We start from the raw sequence: 17,122 nt of genomic DNA on the forward strand, positions 1-17,122 counted from the left end.
CGGATTTGGTCCCATATATGTCGGTAATGTTTGTGGTGCATTCGGATTTGGTCCCATATATGCTGGCAATGTTTGTGGGAAGTTTTCATTTGGTCCCATATATGCTGGCAATGTTTGTGGGAAGTTTTCATTTGGCCCCATATATGCTGGCAATGTTTGTGGGAAGTTTTCATTTGGTCCCATATATGCTGGTAATGTTTGTGGGAAGTTTTCATTTGGTCCCATATATGCTGGTAATGTTTGTGGTGCATTATTTGGACCCATATATGCTGGTAATGTTTGGGCTTTATTGGAAGCAGCAGGTGATACTTGCGCATTTGGTTTTCCTGTTGCCGTTGGTGATACTTGCATATTCGGTTTTCCTGTTGCTGCAGGCGATACTTGCTGATTTGGTTTTCCTGTCGATACTGGTGATACTTGCTGATTTGGTTTTCCTGTTGCTACTGGTAATACTTGCGCATTCGGTTTTCCTGTTGCTGCTGGTGATACTTGAACATTCGGTTTTCCTGTTGCTACTGGTAATACTTGCGCATTCGGTTTTCCTGTTGCTGCTGGTGATACTTGAACATTTGGTTTTCCTGTTGCTACTGGTAATACTTGCGCATTTGGTTTTCCTGTTGCTACCGGTAATACTTGCTGATTTGGCTTTCCAGTAGATACTGGCGATACTTGTTGATTTGGCTTTCCTGTTTCCACAGGAGATACTTGCGTATTTGGAGTTGTTGGAGAAACCAACGATCCTGGGAAGTAGTTCTTTTTCTCTGACATGCTTTGTCCTCCCTTGGTGTTCACATTTGATTTATTATCAATTGTCGGAATTTTAACTGCCACTGGCGAAACAACTTGCGGTATGTTCGCATTTGGTTTTCCAGTTTGAACAGGAGATACTTGTTGATTCGCATTATTTGTCGCAGGTGATACAGTCGGTTTTGCAGGTGGAATAGGTACCTGAATTACAGGTTTTACTGACGGTGAAACCTCTACATTAATATTAAAATTATTTTCAGCAGGCTTAGTATTCGGTTGGACAGCAGGTTTTGGTTGTTCAGCTACGGGTTGAACTTGTTTTCCTTCTTCTACATTCAAAGCAATACTTGGCTTAGGTTCTTTAGAAAGTTTTACTTCCTTTGTAGAACCTAATGGAGCTGGTTTCTCACTTCTTTCTGGCACTTTTATTTTCATGCCAGGATAGATCATATCTGGATTACTTAGTTGGGCATTTAATTTAACTATCTCTTCATAGTCAATGTTATATTTTTGAGCAATGCTCTTAAGGGTATCGCCCTTTATAACTATGTGAATTCTCACCTTTTCCCCTCCTGACCAATTGCCTCTACGTTGGATTGTACATTAGTACCTCACAACAATGTATGTCTGAATATTTGTATTTATGATAGAAGGTATTTTAATTTATGAAGAGTAAGCTTGTATAAGTATTTACTTTTTTCTTGTTTTTCTTTTAAAAAATCTCACCAATTGGCGAGCCTCTAAGAGAAGACTAGGCGTAGTTGCACTTATATTAATGTTATAACTGGAAATTAGTCGTTTTTTCTTCATCGTTGTTAATTTACTTTCTTACAGTAAAAAAAATCATTTAGCTCAATTGAACTAAATGATGATAACTTTTTATTGATATTTTATTTTTAAGCAAGCTCAAGCATTTTTTCTAATGCTTTAATTGCGTCTTTAGCAGTTTGTTGATCAACTGTAATAATATTTTGGATGTTACCCTTTTCGATATTTTCTAAAGACCATAATAAATGAGGTAAATCAATACGATTCATTGTTAAACAAGGACACATAAATGGATTTAAAGAAATGATTTCTTTATCTGGATGATTTTTTATAATTCTTTGTACAAGATTCATCTCAGTTCCAATTGCCCATTTACTTCCAGCAGGGGCTGCTTCGATTTGGTCAATAATATATTTAGTAGATCCATTATCATCACTTGCTGCCACAACTTCTCTAGAGCATTCCGGATGTACAATAATTCTCATATCTGGATGATTCTTTCGCACATTCTCAATATTTTTTACTGTAAAATTCTCATGAACTGAGCAGTGACCTTTCCAAAGTATAACTTTGATGTTATTAATATCTCCCTCATATTCTAAAGTGTCCGTTATCGGATTCCAAATCGCCATATGCTCTAATGGTACCCCTAATTCAAATGCTGTATTTCGGCCTAAATGTTGATCAGGTAAGAACAAGATACGTTCTTTTTGTGTGAAAGCCCAGGAAACTACCTTTTTAGCATTTGATGATGTTACGGTTGCACCATCATTTCTTCCGACAAACGCTTTAATTGCAGCAGTTGAATTAACATATGTTAAAGGTAAAATAGTATCTCCGAAAAGCTTCTGTAATTCTACCCATGCACGATCAGTTTGATGGTGATCTGCCATATCTGCCATTGAACAACCTGCTCGCATATCCGGTAAAATAACAATTTGTTCTTCTTCAGTTAAAATATCTGCAGTCTCTGCCATAAAATGTACACCACAGAAAACAATATATTTTGCTTTTTTATTATTAGCAGCAACTTGAGCTAGTTGCAAGGAATCCCCTGTTGAATCTGAAAAAACTACTACTTCTTCTTTTTGATAATGATGACCTGGAATGAAAAGAGTATCACCTAATCTCTCTTTAATGTCTCTTACTCTTTTTTCCATTTCTTCAGTAGATAATTTATAATACTCATCAGGAATTTGATAACCCTCATTTTTTTGAATCATATCTAATACGTTCATTGTCCCCACTCCAATCCCTTCTATATTACAAGTAGAAGCTTATATCTAATGCTTTTGCTGAATGTGTTAAACAGCCTAAAGAAATAACATTTACTCCACAGTATTGAAAACTTGCTAAATTATCTAAAGTAATTCCACCAGAGGCTTCCGTTACGATAGTTTCTGGTACAAGCTTAACAAATTCTTTTATTTCATCTGGTGTTCGATTATCAAACATGATTACATCTGCACCAGCTTCAACTGCTTGTAGTACTTGATCTTTATTTTCAGTTTCGACTTCAATTTTGACCATATGACCTAATTTATTACGTAATGACTCAACTGCATTTTTTATTGAACCTGCATATGCAATATGATTATCTTTAAGCATCACAGCATCATATAAACCGAATCGGTGGTTTGCTCCCCCACCACATGTAACTGCATACTTATCAAACAAACGTAAACCTGGCATCGTTTTTCTTGTATCGACTAGTTTGATCTTCTCATCATTTAGCGTTTCAACTGCTTTTGAAGTAAGTGTTGCAATCCCGCTCATTCGTTGTAAAAGATTAAGCATAACTCTTTCACCCGATAATAAAACTTGTACAGGGCCCTCTACTTCTGCAAGTAATTGCCCTGACTGAACAGACTCACCATCTTGTACATGTAGTGTTACTGAAACATTTTCATGAAGCAATTTATAAGTTATTCCGATTAATTCTGTTCCAGAAATGATTCCGTCCGCTTTTGCAAGTACTTTTCCTGTCGTTCTTTCATGCATTGGAAAAATATGCATAGAAGATAAATCACCTTCTCCAATATCCTCTAATAAAAATTGCTCAATCATTTTTTTAGCTTTTAATGTATTCACGATAATCTCTCCTCAAATATTAGCTGGTTGATCTATATACTCTATAAAATGTGAGCCGATGCTTTCTTTTCTATTTAAAGCTGCTTCCGCAATTAATTTTCCAGTAGTAAGCATATTGTATCTTTCTATTTCTTCTTTGTTCATCGGGCGGGAATCTAATGTTTTAGATTCTAAGAAGTACGAAAAATATTTAATTGCTTTCTCTAAATCTTCTTCATTTCTTACAATACCGATATACTTCATCATTGTTTGTTTCATTTCATCTTTTGTAGGTAATGTTCTAAATCTTGGTATCATGTATCTTGGTTGATTCTCATCTACTGGGTCTAAAGGATGTTCAGCAATAAATCTGGCAACCTTTTTTCCAAACACAATCCCTTCCAATAATGAATTACTAGCAAGTCGGTTTGCACCATGAACACCAGTACAAGCTACTTCCCCTACAGCATACAATCCAGGAATTGTTGTTTCCCCATTTAAAGTTGTTTTAATTCCACCCATGTGGAAATGTGCACCTGGAACAACTGGAATCAATCCTTTTTTTAAATCAATACCGTTTTGAATCAGATTTAATGTAATTGTTGGGAAACGTTGTTCAAATCCATCAATCATTTCAATCGATAAATAGATTTCTTCCCCATTTTGCATTTCATTAAAAATCGCCCTACTAACGACATCTCTTGGTGCTAAATCTTCAAAAGGATGAATTCCATTCATAATTCTACGACCAGTCTTTGTTACTAAGTAAGCTCCTTCACCTCTAACTGCTTCTGAAACTAACCCTTTACATGAACCGTTAATATAAAGCATTGTCGGATGGAATTGAATAAATTCTAAATCAGTCATTTCACAACCAGCTCGATAAGCCATAGCAATTCCATCTCCAGTTATTGCCTGATTATTCGAGCTAAATTGAAACATTGCTCCTATGCCGCCTGTTGCCAGCAGTATCGTGTTTGCAAAATACGTTTTTAAATCTCCATTATCATTAAGTGTATAAACACCTTTACATTTACCATCTTGAATCATTAAATCAATTGCCATTTCATTTTCAATGATCGTTATTTTATCTTTTATCCGCTCATAAACAGTTTCAACTAAATGCTTTCCAGTAGCATCTCCACCGGAATGTAAAATTCTATTTTTCCGATGCGCCCCTTCTCTACCTAAATGGAACTGACCATATTCATCTTTATCAAATTCCATACCAATAGAAACAAGGTCATTCATTGACATTGTTCCCTTTTTAACTAGCTCTTCTACTGCGTCTATATTATTAACATTACAACCCGCTTCAAGCGTATCTTGCTTATGAAGTTCCCAAGAATCATCTTCTGACATTACAACTGCAATTCCACCTTGTGCAAGCATCGAATTGCTGTCCCAAACCTTTCTCTTTGTGAATAGAATCACATTTTTAGACTGGCAAATTTCCTCAGCAGCCATTAAAGCAGCAATCCCACTGCCAATAATGACAACATCTGCATTTCGCATAGTTGCTCCTCCATTTACAGTACATCTATTTAAATTTTATCTTATAGATAAAAAAGCTGTCTTGACACCTATATTTACATATATTTAAACTAATGACAAGAAATTTTTTTTTAATGCGAAAAAAAGGAGCCCTTAAATTGATTTATTTAGACTATGCTGCTACAACTCCCATGAGTGAAGAAGCAATTGAAACATTTGTAACCGCCTCTAAAAATTACTTTGGAAATGAAAGAAGTTTACATGATATTGGGTCAAAGGCATCTCTTTTACTTGAAGCTTGTCGCAAGCAATTAGCAGAATTTATAGGTGCTAGTCCAGCTTCAATTTACTTTACAAGTGGAGGAACTGAATCAAATTTAATTGCGATTCAAACCCTTTTAAAAAGTACAAAAAAAGTCGGAAAGCATATTTTGGCTACAACATTAGAGCATTCTTCAATTAGTAATTATTTAAAAGTATTGGAAGAACAGGAATATGAAATATCATATTTACCAGTTACAGCTACCGGTATGATCTCATTAGAAGTGATTAAAAACGCTATTCGTGAAGATACTGTTTTAGGCATTTTTCAACATGTAAACTCTGAAATAGGTACGATTCAACCTATAAACGAAATCGCCAATTTATTTAAATCATCCAATATTTTGCTACATTGCGATTGTGTCCAATCATTTGGAAAAATTGATATTGATGTTTCAAAATCTGAAATTTCTAGTATTAGTATTTCAGGTCATAAGGTATATGGTCCAAAAGGTATAGGAGCACTTTATTTAAATCCAAAATTAACTCATCAGCCCATCTATCCTGGCACTTCCCATGAAAGTGGAATTCGTCCTGGTACAGTTAATGTCCCTGCAATTGCATCATTTGTAACAGCAGCAGGACATCTAATAAAAAATAAAGAAGAAGAGCAAAAGAGATGTCACAATTTAAAAAAAGTTTTAAAATCACAGTTACAGGATATTCAACATCTTGTAAAATTTGAAGGTTTAGATGATGAGTGTATTCCGAATATAATTGGAATGAGGATCATTGGACTTGAAGGCCAGTTTGTCATGCTCGAATGTAATCGACATCAATTGGCCATTTCAACCGGAAGCGCTTGTGCAATCGGTATGCAAAAACCGTCAGAAACGATGTTAGCTATTGGGAAAGACCCTCATGAGGCAAAACAATTTTTCAGAGTCTCAATCGGTACACAGACTACAGAAGAAGACTTAATAAAATTTTCTTCTGTGTTAAAATTAATTATTAACCAAAATTTTTAATCGAGGAATTTACAATGAATAAAAAACTTTTAGGGGAAGAAAGAAGAAAGAACGTTTTACAATGGCTAAAGGAATCTGAGTCACCCTTATCAGGCAACTCCTTAGCAAAAAGAGCAAATGTCAGCAGACAAGTCGTCGTAGGTGATATAACACTATTAAAGGCGAAAGACGAACCTATATTAGCAACTGCTCAAGGATATATTTATATTCATCCTAATAAAGAAACCGACAAAATTAGAAAAGTAATTATTTGTCACCATACAGCCGAAGATACCCAAAGAGAATTAGAAATTTTAGTCGATCACGGCGTAACTGTTAAAGACGTAATGGTTGAGCATCCTGTCTATGGATACATTACAGCTCAATTACAAATAACAAACCGTTATGATATAAACTTATTTCTTCAAAAAATGGCAGAAACCAGGTCTGTTCCTCTATCTAATTTAACAAATGGAACTCACCTTCACACGATAGAGGCAGATAGTGAACAAAAACTTGAAAGTGCGATAAATGAATTAAAAAATGAAGGTTTTTTAGTAGAGATGCCTTAGGCCTAGGATTTAAGATAGTTTGAGTAAAACAATCAGAAAAAAATGTTGGAATTCTTTTTAGGGGGCTCTTTTAGTCAGGCTAGTGACACATGGGCTCCCCTTTTATTTGTCATAAATAAAGGGTTTTTGTGTTAGTCAAAAGTACGAGGGAGGGGTATTTCTGTCTCGTTTTTCATTTGTAGCTGAATTTATCGATCATTTTTTTGATTTTTAACAGACTTTCACTCATTTTTTCTATAAATTAGAAAGAAATAAAACAAATTTGCTTATTTCCATTTGAAATTAGCTACAATTGTTCAGCTTCTACTCAGTAATACCATAACGGGTATGGGTAATTTTTTATCTTATTTGCGAATTGTAAGGTTTTATTTGCTTTTTTACTATTTTAATTTGCAGTTTTGCTAATTTTATTTGCGATTTTCCAATTTTATTTGCATATTCTCTAATTTTATTTACAGTTCATCACTTATTTGCTACCTTTCATAGTTTATTTGTGTAGAGAGAACACTTATTTGCGGTTTCTCTAATTTTATTTGCAGTTCGTCATTTATTTGCGGGACACTTGGGCTTATTTGTTTCTTTAATTTTATTTGCGTATTCTTTAATTTTATTTGCTATCTCTTCATTTATTTGCGCAGAGATAACACTTATTTGCAACCCACTTCGTCTTTTTAAGAACTAAAAAAAGAAGGTATCCTATAGGACACCCTCTCTTACTATTGAAATTATTAATCAATAAATTCAAATTCGTATTCAGAAATTTTAACAATATCTCCATTTTTAGCACCACGTTGACGTAATGCTTCATCAATCCCCATACCACGCATTTGACGTGCAAATCGACGAATTGACTCTTCACGTTCAAAGTTAGTCATTTTGAATAGTTTTTCAAGCTCTTCACCTTTAACAACGAATGTTCCATCACTTTCACGAGTAATCTCGAAAGTAGGTTCCTCTTTTTGATATTTATAAAGAACTCGTAATGGTTTGTCTTCCTCTTCATCATGAAGTGGAAATTCTGGAGTTGATTCAACTAAATCTGCAACAGTAAATAATAAATCACGTAAACCTTGGCGTGTTACTGCAGAAATTGGGAAAATTTGAACTTCATCTCCAACTTGCTCTTTAAACTTAGCTAAGTTTTCTTCAGCCTCGGGAATATCCATTTTATTTGCAACAACCACTTGAGGTCGTTCAGTTAAACGTAAGTTATATTCTTTTAGCTCTTGATTAATTGTTAAGTAATCATCATATGGATCTCTGCCTTCAAGACCTGACATATCAATTACATGAACAATTACACGTGTTCTTTCAATATGGCGTAAGAATTGATGCCCAAGTCCTACACCTTGATGCGCGCCTTCAATTAACCCTGGTAAATCTGCCATAACAAAGCTACGGTTATCTTCTGTTTCTACTACACCTAAATTCGGAACAATAGTCGTAAAATGATATTCAGCTATTTTTGGTCTAGCAGAACTTACAACAGATAATAATGTTGATTTACCAACACTCGGGAAACCAACTAATCCAACATCAGCTAAAACTTTAAGTTCTAGTTGAATGTTTCTTTCTTTACCTGGTTCACCATTTTCAGCAATTTCTGGTGCAGGATTTGCAGGAGTTGCAAATCGACTATTTCCTCGACCTCCACGGCCTCCTCTAGCAATAATAGATGTTTGACCATCCATCGTAAGGTCAGCTATTAATTCACCAGTATCAGCGTCTGTTACGATTGTTCCAGGCGGTACTTTTACAATCATATCTTCTGCATTTTTACCATGTTGATTTTTCGACATACCATGTTGCCCACGATCTGCTTTAAAATGACGTTTGTAACGGAAATCCATTAATGTTCTTAAACCTTCATCTACTTTAAAAACAACATTAGCTCCCTTACCACCGTCTCCACCAGCTGGGCCACCTTTTGGTACATATTTCTCACGACGGAAGGCAACCATACCGTTTCCACCGTCTCCACCTTTTACATATATCTTGACTTGATCAATAAACATAAATCCACCACTCTTTATTTTTCCATTTTAAATTCGATACTGCATTCTTCTGTCTCACAAAAATATGACATCATTCTAATTTTTGAGCTGTCATTTGATGATGAAACAATCCACTTCAACATTTCTTCTTTCTTAGTTAGTTTACCTCTGAAGTCAAAAAAGAAACTAACTGTTTTATCATTTATTTCAATTGTTAAACTAACAAAATTTTCCTCATAAATATGTACCCAAGATTCTAGTTTTTCTAAAAAATTTTGAATCCAACCTGTCATCACTTCGTCTAAATTTTTAAGCGAACATGGTTCTCCTAAAATTTCATAATCTAGTACAATTGTACGAGGCTTCCAGTTATAGGTAATAATAAATTCTGCAAACTCTGGAATTTGTAACGAACAAACTTTAGCTTCATTTAATGAATCCGCCACTATTTTCGTCATCGTTTCTTCTAGCTGTTCAGTTTGACCAGTGGCCAAGTAACCTTTTATTAATTGAATTCGATTTAACCAATCATGACGTGAATGTCTTAATACCTCTAGAACGTCCCATTTCTCCTGCATTGTATTCTCCTATAGGTTTCACATTTTTGGTATTTATGAAGGTAATATAATAAAGTAGACTCGGCATTTTGATTATCGTCTCAAACTAGACTTTAGCTTGTAAAATGCCGAGTCTCGGAGCATATTGTTTGAGAGGTTGCTATATCAACATCTCTTTGACGTTAAAAAGCAATTTATTAGAAATTTACATATTCATATGTAAAGAAAAACTCTAACCTAAAAGGTTAGAGTTCCTAAGTTAGTTTCTTAAGCTTCTTGAGCTACAGGGTATACACTTACTTGTTTGCGGTCACGGCCTAAACGTTCGAATTTAACTACGCCATCAACCTTCGCAAATAATGTGTCATCTCCACCACGACCAACGTTTACACCTGGATAAATCTTAGTGCCGCGTTGACGGTAAAGAATTGAACCACCAGTTACGAATTGTCCATCAGCACGTTTAGCGCCAAGACGTTTTGACATTGAGTCACGACCGTTTTTTGTAGAACCTACTCCCTTTTTAGAAGCAAATAACTGAAGATTTAATTTTAACATGGTTACACCTCCTGTTTTACTCGTTTATAGTGACATAGTCACCGTAACTTGCAGCGATAGTTTGTAAAGATACGATCATCGCTTCAAGGATAAGTTGCGCTTTTTGCATATCATCGTCATTTAAATCGACCGGTAATTGATACTTCAAGAATCCCTTCTTTTCATCAATAACCGTATTGATTTCTGAATCAATATGACAAATTGCTTCCAAAGCATTAACAGTTCCTACTGAAACTGCTGATATACCAGCACATACAATGTCAGTACCGTAATCAGAAAAAAATGCATGTCCACTTATTTTAAAGGAACCTATACGTCCATCTTTTATACGTTCAATTGTTATTTTAGTCATTACTTAAAATTAAGCGTTGATTTTTTCGATAACAACTTTAGTGTAAGGTTGACGATGACCTTGCTTACGACGGTAGTTCTTTTTAGATTTGTATTTGAATACAAGAATCTTTTTAGCTTTACCGTTCTTTTCAACTTTTGCAGTTACAGTAGCTCCTTCAACAGTTGGGCTACCAACTTTGATGTTTTCGCCACCTACGAATAAAACTTTGTCGAATGTTACAGTTTCACCTGCGTTAGTATCAAGCTTTTCGATGTAGATTGCTTGACCTTCTTCAACTTTGATTTGTTTACCACCAGTTTCAATAATTGCGTACATAATTGCACCTCCTCAATAGTCTAAGACTCGCCACCAATAGGCATGCTAAAAATAGCAATTTAATACCTATCATGTGCGGTTGTAGCACGGGTGCGCTACAAACAATAACATTATGATGTTACCACGACGTATGTCGAATGTCAACAACTACTTCAGTTATTAACTGTTTCTAAGTAGCTTGAAATTTCCTTTGTCGTACCGACTCTAACAATATCATAAAAAGGTGATTTTGAAGAAATCATTTTTATATAAATCTTTAAAAACAATGCTTTTTCCAGTCTTTGAATATGGTTATTTTGTACACCATTTAAAGCTTTTGCAACATCCTCACTGCATTCAATAAGTATTGCCTCTATTTCACTACTCGCTGAGAGTTCCCAAAGTGATCGTTCTAGTTCAAAAACCGTTTGAACTGTATTCTTTACAAGTCCACTACCATTGCACTCTGGGCACTTCTGATGTGTTGCTTCAATATGCGAATGAGCTGTTCTTTTACGGGTAAGTTCAAACAAGCCAAGATCAGTAAACCCAAATAGTTTCGTATAGGCTCGATCATTTTTAAATGATTCTTTTAATAGATCAAAAATATTTTTTTCTTTCTCATTTGATTTCATATTTATAAAATCAATGATGATCATTCCACCTATATCCCTAAGTCTTAATTGGCGAACAATCTCTGTTGCAGCTAATTCATTCGTTTGATAAACAGTTTCTTCACGATCATTTTTCCCACTGAATTTACCAGTATTTACATCTATTACTGTCATAGCTTCGGTTTGCTCAAATATAAGAAATGAACCATTCTTTAACCAGACAATTTGTTTAAATGATTTCTGTATTTGTTCTTCAATTTTGTAAGCCACAAAAATATTTTCGTTAGCTCTATAACTAGTTGTTTGTATATCTTCCGGCAAATAATTTTTGTAAGTCGCTAAATCATCAATGATTATTTCACTAATTGTATTTTTTGGATGTAATTTAAAAAACTTAGAAAACAGTGAATTTGCTTCCCAGATACACGTGATTTTTTTAAAACTTTTGGTTTTTAATGACTCATACAATGTTTGAAAGTCATTTAACTCTTTTATTATTGCATCTGTATCGGCATTTTCACATGAGGATCTGAATATTACCCCTTCACCTTGACTCGCATGTTCACGACCTAATGAATATAATTTATTTCGTTTCGACTCTTTTTTTATTTTATTTGATACCGCTACTTGCTTTGTAAGTGGGAAATAGACTACATACTCACCTGAAAACTCAAGATTATTCGTTAGTTTAGGCCCTTTTTCATCAAAAGCATCCTTTATAACTTGTACTAAAATATATTGCCCTTTATGGAACTTCTTTCTTATTAATTCGGCTGAATTTATATCAGATTCTTTCCCTTCAATCGTATCTTCAAATCTCATAAAGCCATTTTTATTTAAACCAATGTTTACAAAAACAGCATTCAATTTTGGCATTACATCTTGGATTTGGCCTACAAATATATTTCCTACATATGTATTTTTATCCGCTGATGAAAACCACTCTACTAATTGGTCATTTTCAGTTACGGCAATCCTTTTTTCTGAATGCTTTACATTCATAATAACTTTCTTCAATTTCATCTTCCTAACTATGTATAGTATCTATCATTTTATGCGTTTAAATAGAAAAAAGCCAATTAATATAATCTAAATAGCCTATTCACATGAATATTTAAATTTGAATATTATATTAAGATTCTACTTTCATTCTTCTTTAACGAAGATGATGATTTTTCCCTTTCTTTTACTTAATCCTGATCTTGATAGGAGTGATTATATGGATATAATTCTATCGATTCTAATTCCAACCGTACCCGAAAGAATGGGGTATTTAAATCGTATTATTAATGAATTAGATAAGCAGAGTAAAACTCATCCAGTTGAAATATTAGTACTTTTAGAAAATAAAAAAAGAACAATCGGCGAAAAAAGAAATGTTCTAATTGAACAGGCAAAAGGTGATTATGTAGTATTTATAGATGATGATGATCGGATCGAACCAAATTATATCGAATTATTGTGCTCAGCTATTAATGAAACACCAGATGTTGACTGTATTGTATTTGACGTATTAGTAAATTTTAACAACCAATTTTCAAAGGTTTGTAAATATGGAAGAGAGTTTGCACATGGAGAAGATGAAAATTATTATTATCGAAAACCAAATCATTTAATGTGCTATTCAAAAAAAATTGCCTCTTCACATAAATTCCTTAATATCAGTTTTGGTGAAGACGATGAATGGGGCAGAAGAGTTTCAAATGATATTAAAAATCAAAAAAGAATACCTTCCATCTTGTATCACTATGATTACATTCCAAAAGACTCCTCTTGGTATGTGTAAATTAAAAAGAGGCTGTCTCAAAAGCCCTGTTTGATTAAAAAACCGTCAAATTTAAAACGCAAGAATGTTGTTAAATCAACAACATTCTTGCGTTTTGTTTTTTAAATTTCAAAGCTGAAATCTACCTTTTGGAGCAGCCTCTCATCATTTTTCAATAATTTATTAAATTAATTTACAGACTACTTGAATTCTAACTAATTAGTTCCTCAAGTGAATGCGTTGCTTTCTTCTCAGTAAAGTATGCATGCAATAATTCATTTTCATCAAGCATTTGTTGGTTCTTCTTATCTATAGAAAAGACTACATTATATTTATACCCTTTTTGAAAGTTAGAAAAGACTTGAAATAATTTTGTTTCTTTATTTAATGAGATTGATTTAATTTTTTGGATAGATTGTTTGTTTCCATAAAATCGTTCCATTAAAAATCGAATAACGACAAAATGCCTATTTTTCCATTCTCCCCATAAGGAAACGATTAAAAATAGTAGACAAACCCAAACTGTAATATTCATTGGTTGAATAAATATAGTAATCATTGTACATAAGACTAAGCATGCAAATGAGGAGTATAAACTATATATATGAGCTTTAACGAACGGGAAAATTAATGAAAATAACTGATATATTAATTTACCACCGTCTAGTGGCCAGATTGGTAGTAAATTAAAGCAAAGAATACTAACATTATAACTAATAAAAAGGCTATATAGATGTTCAGGCATCATACTCATTTGGAAAAGGAATTTAGCAATAATATATAAAGCTAAATGTTGAATGGGGCCAGAAATTGTAACAATAAACTCCTCATAGGTTGATCTATTTCCATGTTCATCGAGATCTACTACTCCTCCGAAGGGTAGTAGAGTAATTTTATTAATTCTCCAATTAAATGACGTAGCAGCTATTGCGTGACCTAATTCATGGCAGAAAATAATGATTGATACAAACAATACTGACCAGAAATTAGCAGTCAAAATACCGATGCATGCTATTAATAAATATAACGGATGAATTGAAAGCTTTGAAGGAAGCATTAGCCATTTATTCAAATGGAATCACCTGTTTCGGATCAATAAATTTTTCCCCCATTTTAATTGCAAAATAGTAAGTTCCTAGATTTCCTTCATCATTAGAAGATACGGTTCCGATCACCTTTTTACTAGCCACTTCGTCATAAACCTTTACGTTTGTTGTTCCTAATTCACCGTACCAAGATTCTGAACCATCGGCATGTTGAATAATGACCGTATTCCCTAGGTTATCTTTCTTGCCTACAAAAATAACTCGACCTTTTTTTATTGATTCAACCTTCTGGTTTGATTCTGTTTGAATCAATATTCCTTGGCCGTCCGTTTTAAAACTTTGCAATACTTTTCCACTTGCAGGAATAGCGTAGTCATCTTTTCCTACATTCTCTTTTTTATCATTTAACTTTGGTAAGAAAGAAATCGGGCTCCCAAAACGATCTTCATACCATTTCTGTAATGAAGCAAATTGAAATTCACTATCATAAACTTGTGATAAACCATGCCGTACCTGAGAAGCTAGAGGTGAGCTGCTTTTTAAGATGATGGCTAAGACTAGTACAATAATCGCACATAATAAACTTCTAAACATAAAGTTAGAGTTATTCATTACTTTCTTACCTTGCTCTTCTACCAAATCATCATACGTATAAGTATATCCGCCCTCAGAATTCTGGACTTCTTTTACTGGAAATTTGGTCATCAACTGGTTATTCGGGTTTCCCCATTTTTCCTCTTGCTCTCGCCGTTTGGCAATCCGCTTTCTTATATCATCTACGCGCTTACTCAAAGTGTCACCTCTCCTCGCAACCTTATTGATTCATTTATATGAGATGATTGGACAACTTATGTGTAGATAATTTGAAAAGTGGATACAGCAATTAAAGCTAGAGGAATCAAAAAAGTTGATAGATGACTTTTGAAATAGAAACTAAAAAAAAGAAAACACTTCGCATTTTTACGAAGTGTTATCGAATACCAAATAATTTTTTTACTTTAAAGAAAATACTCTTTTCTGTTTCTAATGATTGTAGTGGTACAGACTCACCTAAAACTCTTCTTGCAATATTTCTATATGCAATAGAAGCTTTTGAATTTGGATTCATTGCCACAGGTTCCCCACTATTTGTTGCCTTAATAACGTTTTCATCATCTTGTACAATACCAATTAAATCGACTGCTAGCATTGTAGTTATTTCATCAACATCTAAGCTATCTTTATTTTCCATCATATGACCTCTAATACGGTTGATTACTAGTTTAGGAGGTTCAATATCCTCTTGGTCTAATAATCCAATAATACGGTCAGCATCACGAATTGAAGAAACTTCAGGCGTTGTAACAACGATCGCTTTATCTGCACCTGCTACTGCATTTTTATATCCTTGCTCAATACCAGCAGGGCAGTCTATTAATATATAATCATAGTCTTTTTTTAATTCATCAACAAGCTCTCTCATTTGTTCAGGAGAAACAGCAGTTTTATCACTTGTTTGAGCAGCAGGTAATAAGTATAAGCATTCAAAACGCTTATCCTTAATTAGTGCTTGATGCGTTTTGCAGCGACCTTCAACAACGTCTACTAAATCATAGACTATGCGATTTTCTAATCCCATAACAACGTCTAAGTTTCGTAGGCCGATATCAGTGTCAATTAAGCACACTTTTTTTCCAAACATCGCTAAAGCTGTTCCTAAATTTGCTGATGTAGTTGTTTTACCAACTCCACCTTTACCAGATGTAATTACTATAGCCTCTCCCACAGTTACATCATGCCCCTTTCTAACCTTGTCAAACTAGGTCTAAGATGAGTCAGAAATTGTATGCGATCGACAATGATTTGGCCGTCCTCGTTTATATATGCGCACTCCATCTCATTGCCTTCATCACCATAATGATCCGGTGCTCTGTTCATTATGCTGCAAATTCTCAACTGCATTGGTCTCATTATTGATGCCGCAATAACTGCCTCCTTATTACCATTAAAACCGGCATGAGCAGTACCTCTTAGTGCACCCATAATAAAGATATTTCCACCCGCAATAACAGTTCCACCTGGGTTAACATCACCGATTAACAGTAAATCACCTTTCACTTGGAGAATCTGTCCGGATCTTACCATTCTACAAATAGGTACAATTTCCTCCCTTTTCATCCATTCAATAGCATCTTGCTTCGAAATAACATTACTTTCGATTGTCTCGACAACAAGATTATTCTTTTTACGAACAATTGAACGAATTATTTCATCTTGTTCGGGAGATAAAAAACGATTTCCTATTTTTAAACGAACTGCAAGTAAGGGACGATCATGGCTCTCAAACAAGTGGGTAGACAGTCTTTCTTCAATTTCATCTACTAAAATCTGAAAAGAACATGTATCATCGAGGTGCAGTGTTAGACCATCTTTCGTTCCTTTTATTGTAACATATTGTTGCCTCTGTTCCATGATAAGTGTTCACCCCGATTGTATAATTCGACATGCACCCGAAAAATCCTTTATTTTTCCTCATTATTTTCAAGAATAGTTCTTAATAAAGATGAGAAAGGATATGCAAAAATTAATATAAATAGTGCATTCAGTAATAATGTCGGAAATAATCGATGATTCATAAAGTATGTATTATTCATATTAGTAAATCCGAATAAAGCATTTATTCCGTATACTAAATATTCTAATGCTGCTGTCCATATTAATACAAGTATACTTCGAATAAATAAATTCGCGTAAAGTATTTTCATAGCTTGACTTATTAAAAATATAAATAGTGGAAAAGAGGCTAAATATATACCTATAACCTCTGTATAAACAATATCATAAACTAATCCAAAGATAACACCATAAACAAGTGCTTTCTTCGGATTGAAATATAGTGTAGTAAATAATAAACCAAAAAATAAAAAATGTGGAACAAGTATTGCATTATGTCCAAAAATGTTAGGCGATACAGTTGATACATAAATATTTTCTAAAATAAAAAGAAATGTTAAAAGGAGAGGTAAACCATACTTACTCAT

General features: G+C 33.9%; 18 protein-coding genes and 1 other annotated feature. Of the genes, 3 read left to right on the top strand and 15 right to left on the bottom strand.

Annotated features, from left to right (window positions below; all coding sequences use genetic code 11):
• The 4 genes from COC46_RS07780 to nadB all read right to left on the bottom strand — a co-directional run.
• The coding region (locus COC46_RS07780; protein ID WP_141550882.1) for a LysM peptidoglycan-binding domain-containing protein at positions 1 to 1,308 on the bottom strand (1,308 nt) is incomplete at its 3' end.
• Positions 1,309 to 1,643: 335 nt separating this feature from the next.
• Complete coding sequence (gene nadA, locus COC46_RS07785) at positions 1,644 to 2,753, bottom strand: quinolinate synthase NadA (RefSeq protein ID WP_098809177.1); 1,110 nt, start codon at positions 2,751 to 2,753, stop codon at positions 1,644 to 1,646.
• A 25-nt stretch (positions 2,754 to 2,778) separates the two neighbouring features.
• Entirely contained in the window at positions 2,779 to 3,606 is an 828-nt protein-coding gene (gene nadC / locus COC46_RS07790; RefSeq protein WP_098809178.1) for a carboxylating nicotinate-nucleotide diphosphorylase, read from the bottom strand.
• Positions 3,607 to 3,618: 12 nt separating this feature from the next.
• On the bottom strand, positions 3,619 to 5,100 hold the full coding sequence (gene nadB, locus COC46_RS07795) for an L-aspartate oxidase (RefSeq protein WP_098809179.1): 1,482 nt from the start codon (positions 5,098 to 5,100) through the stop codon (positions 3,619 to 3,621).
• 113 nt (positions 5,101 to 5,213) lie between these two features.
• Between nadB and COC46_RS07800 the strand changes: the two genes are divergently transcribed.
• Positions 5,214 to 6,368 (top strand): IscS subfamily cysteine desulfurase, encoded by a 1,155-nt coding sequence (locus COC46_RS07800; RefSeq protein WP_369700030.1) that lies wholly within the window; start codon positions 5,214 to 5,216, stop codon positions 6,366 to 6,368.
• 14 nt (positions 6,369 to 6,382) lie between these two features.
• On the top strand, positions 6,383 to 6,919 hold the full coding sequence (locus COC46_RS07805; RefSeq protein WP_098809181.1) for a transcription repressor NadR: 537 nt from the start codon (positions 6,383 to 6,385) through the stop codon (positions 6,917 to 6,919).
• A gap of 728 nt (positions 6,920 to 7,647) precedes the next feature.
• Here COC46_RS07805 and obgE read toward each other — a convergent pair.
• The 6 genes from obgE to COC46_RS07835 form a co-directional block, all read right to left on the bottom strand.
• The gene (gene obgE / locus COC46_RS07810; RefSeq protein ID WP_098809182.1) at positions 7,648 to 8,934 is read right to left on the bottom strand and encodes a GTPase ObgE; all 1,287 of its coding nucleotides are present in this window, start codon (positions 8,932 to 8,934) and stop codon (positions 7,648 to 7,650) included.
• 14 nt (positions 8,935 to 8,948) lie between these two features.
• Positions 8,949 to 9,491 (bottom strand): Spo0B C-terminal domain-containing protein, encoded by a 543-nt coding sequence (locus COC46_RS07815; protein WP_098809183.1) that lies wholly within the window; start codon positions 9,489 to 9,491, stop codon positions 8,949 to 8,951.
• 246 nt (positions 9,492 to 9,737) lie between these two features.
• Complete coding sequence (gene rpmA, locus COC46_RS07820; protein WP_025672162.1) at positions 9,738 to 10,028, bottom strand: 50S ribosomal protein L27; 291 nt, start codon at positions 10,026 to 10,028, stop codon at positions 9,738 to 9,740.
• Positions 10,029 to 10,044: 16 nt separating this feature from the next.
• Positions 10,045 to 10,380, bottom strand: coding sequence for a ribosomal-processing cysteine protease Prp (locus COC46_RS07825; RefSeq protein ID WP_098809184.1), 336 nt, complete (start codon positions 10,378 to 10,380; stop codon positions 10,045 to 10,047).
• 9 nt (positions 10,381 to 10,389) lie between these two features.
• Complete coding sequence (gene rplU, locus COC46_RS07830) at positions 10,390 to 10,698, bottom strand: 50S ribosomal protein L21 (RefSeq protein ID WP_025672164.1); 309 nt, start codon at positions 10,696 to 10,698, stop codon at positions 10,390 to 10,392.
• A 13-nt stretch (positions 10,699 to 10,711) separates the two neighbouring features.
• Positions 10,712 to 10,789: a sequence feature (ribosomal protein L21 leader region), on the bottom strand.
• Positions 10,790 to 10,850: 61 nt separating this feature from the next.
• Positions 10,851 to 12,308: an Rne/Rng family ribonuclease gene (locus COC46_RS07835; protein WP_176545093.1), complete on the bottom strand. Its 1,458-nt coding sequence runs from the start codon at positions 12,306 to 12,308 to the stop codon at positions 10,851 to 10,853.
• A 202-nt stretch (positions 12,309 to 12,510) separates the two neighbouring features.
• Between COC46_RS07835 and COC46_RS07840 the strand changes: the two genes are divergently transcribed.
• A complete protein-coding gene (locus tag COC46_RS07840; RefSeq protein WP_098809186.1) occupies positions 12,511 to 13,077 on the top strand; it encodes a glycosyltransferase family A protein in 567 nt (188 codons plus the stop codon).
• 190 nt (positions 13,078 to 13,267) lie between these two features.
• Here COC46_RS07840 and COC46_RS07845 read toward each other — a convergent pair whose 3' ends face one another.
• The 5 genes from COC46_RS07845 to mreD form a co-directional block, all read right to left on the bottom strand.
• Positions 13,268 to 14,128: a site-2 protease family protein gene (locus COC46_RS07845; RefSeq protein ID WP_098809187.1), complete on the bottom strand. Its 861-nt coding sequence runs from the start codon at positions 14,126 to 14,128 to the stop codon at positions 13,268 to 13,270.
• Positions 14,121 to 14,894 (bottom strand): M23 family metallopeptidase, encoded by a 774-nt coding sequence (locus tag COC46_RS07850; protein WP_255294846.1) that lies wholly within the window; start codon positions 14,892 to 14,894, stop codon positions 14,121 to 14,123. The genes COC46_RS07845 and COC46_RS07850 overlap by 8 nt, the downstream gene beginning before the upstream one ends.
• Before the next feature lie 178 nt (positions 14,895 to 15,072).
• A complete protein-coding gene (gene minD, locus COC46_RS07855) occupies positions 15,073 to 15,867 on the bottom strand; it encodes a septum site-determining protein MinD (RefSeq protein ID WP_098809188.1) in 795 nt (264 codons plus the stop codon).
• Positions 15,868 to 15,869: 2 nt separating this feature from the next.
• Positions 15,870 to 16,556: a septum site-determining protein MinC gene (minC, locus tag COC46_RS07860; protein ID WP_098809189.1), complete on the bottom strand. Its 687-nt coding sequence runs from the start codon at positions 16,554 to 16,556 to the stop codon at positions 15,870 to 15,872.
• Between the two features lie 47 nt (positions 16,557 to 16,603).
• Complete coding sequence (gene mreD, locus COC46_RS07865; protein WP_098809190.1) at positions 16,604 to 17,122, bottom strand: rod shape-determining protein MreD; 519 nt, start codon at positions 17,120 to 17,122, stop codon at positions 16,604 to 16,606.

This window comes from Bacillus sp. AFS041924 (genome assembly GCF_002577195.1).
GTDB lineage: Bacteria > Bacillota > Bacilli > Bacillales > Bacillaceae_G > Gottfriedia.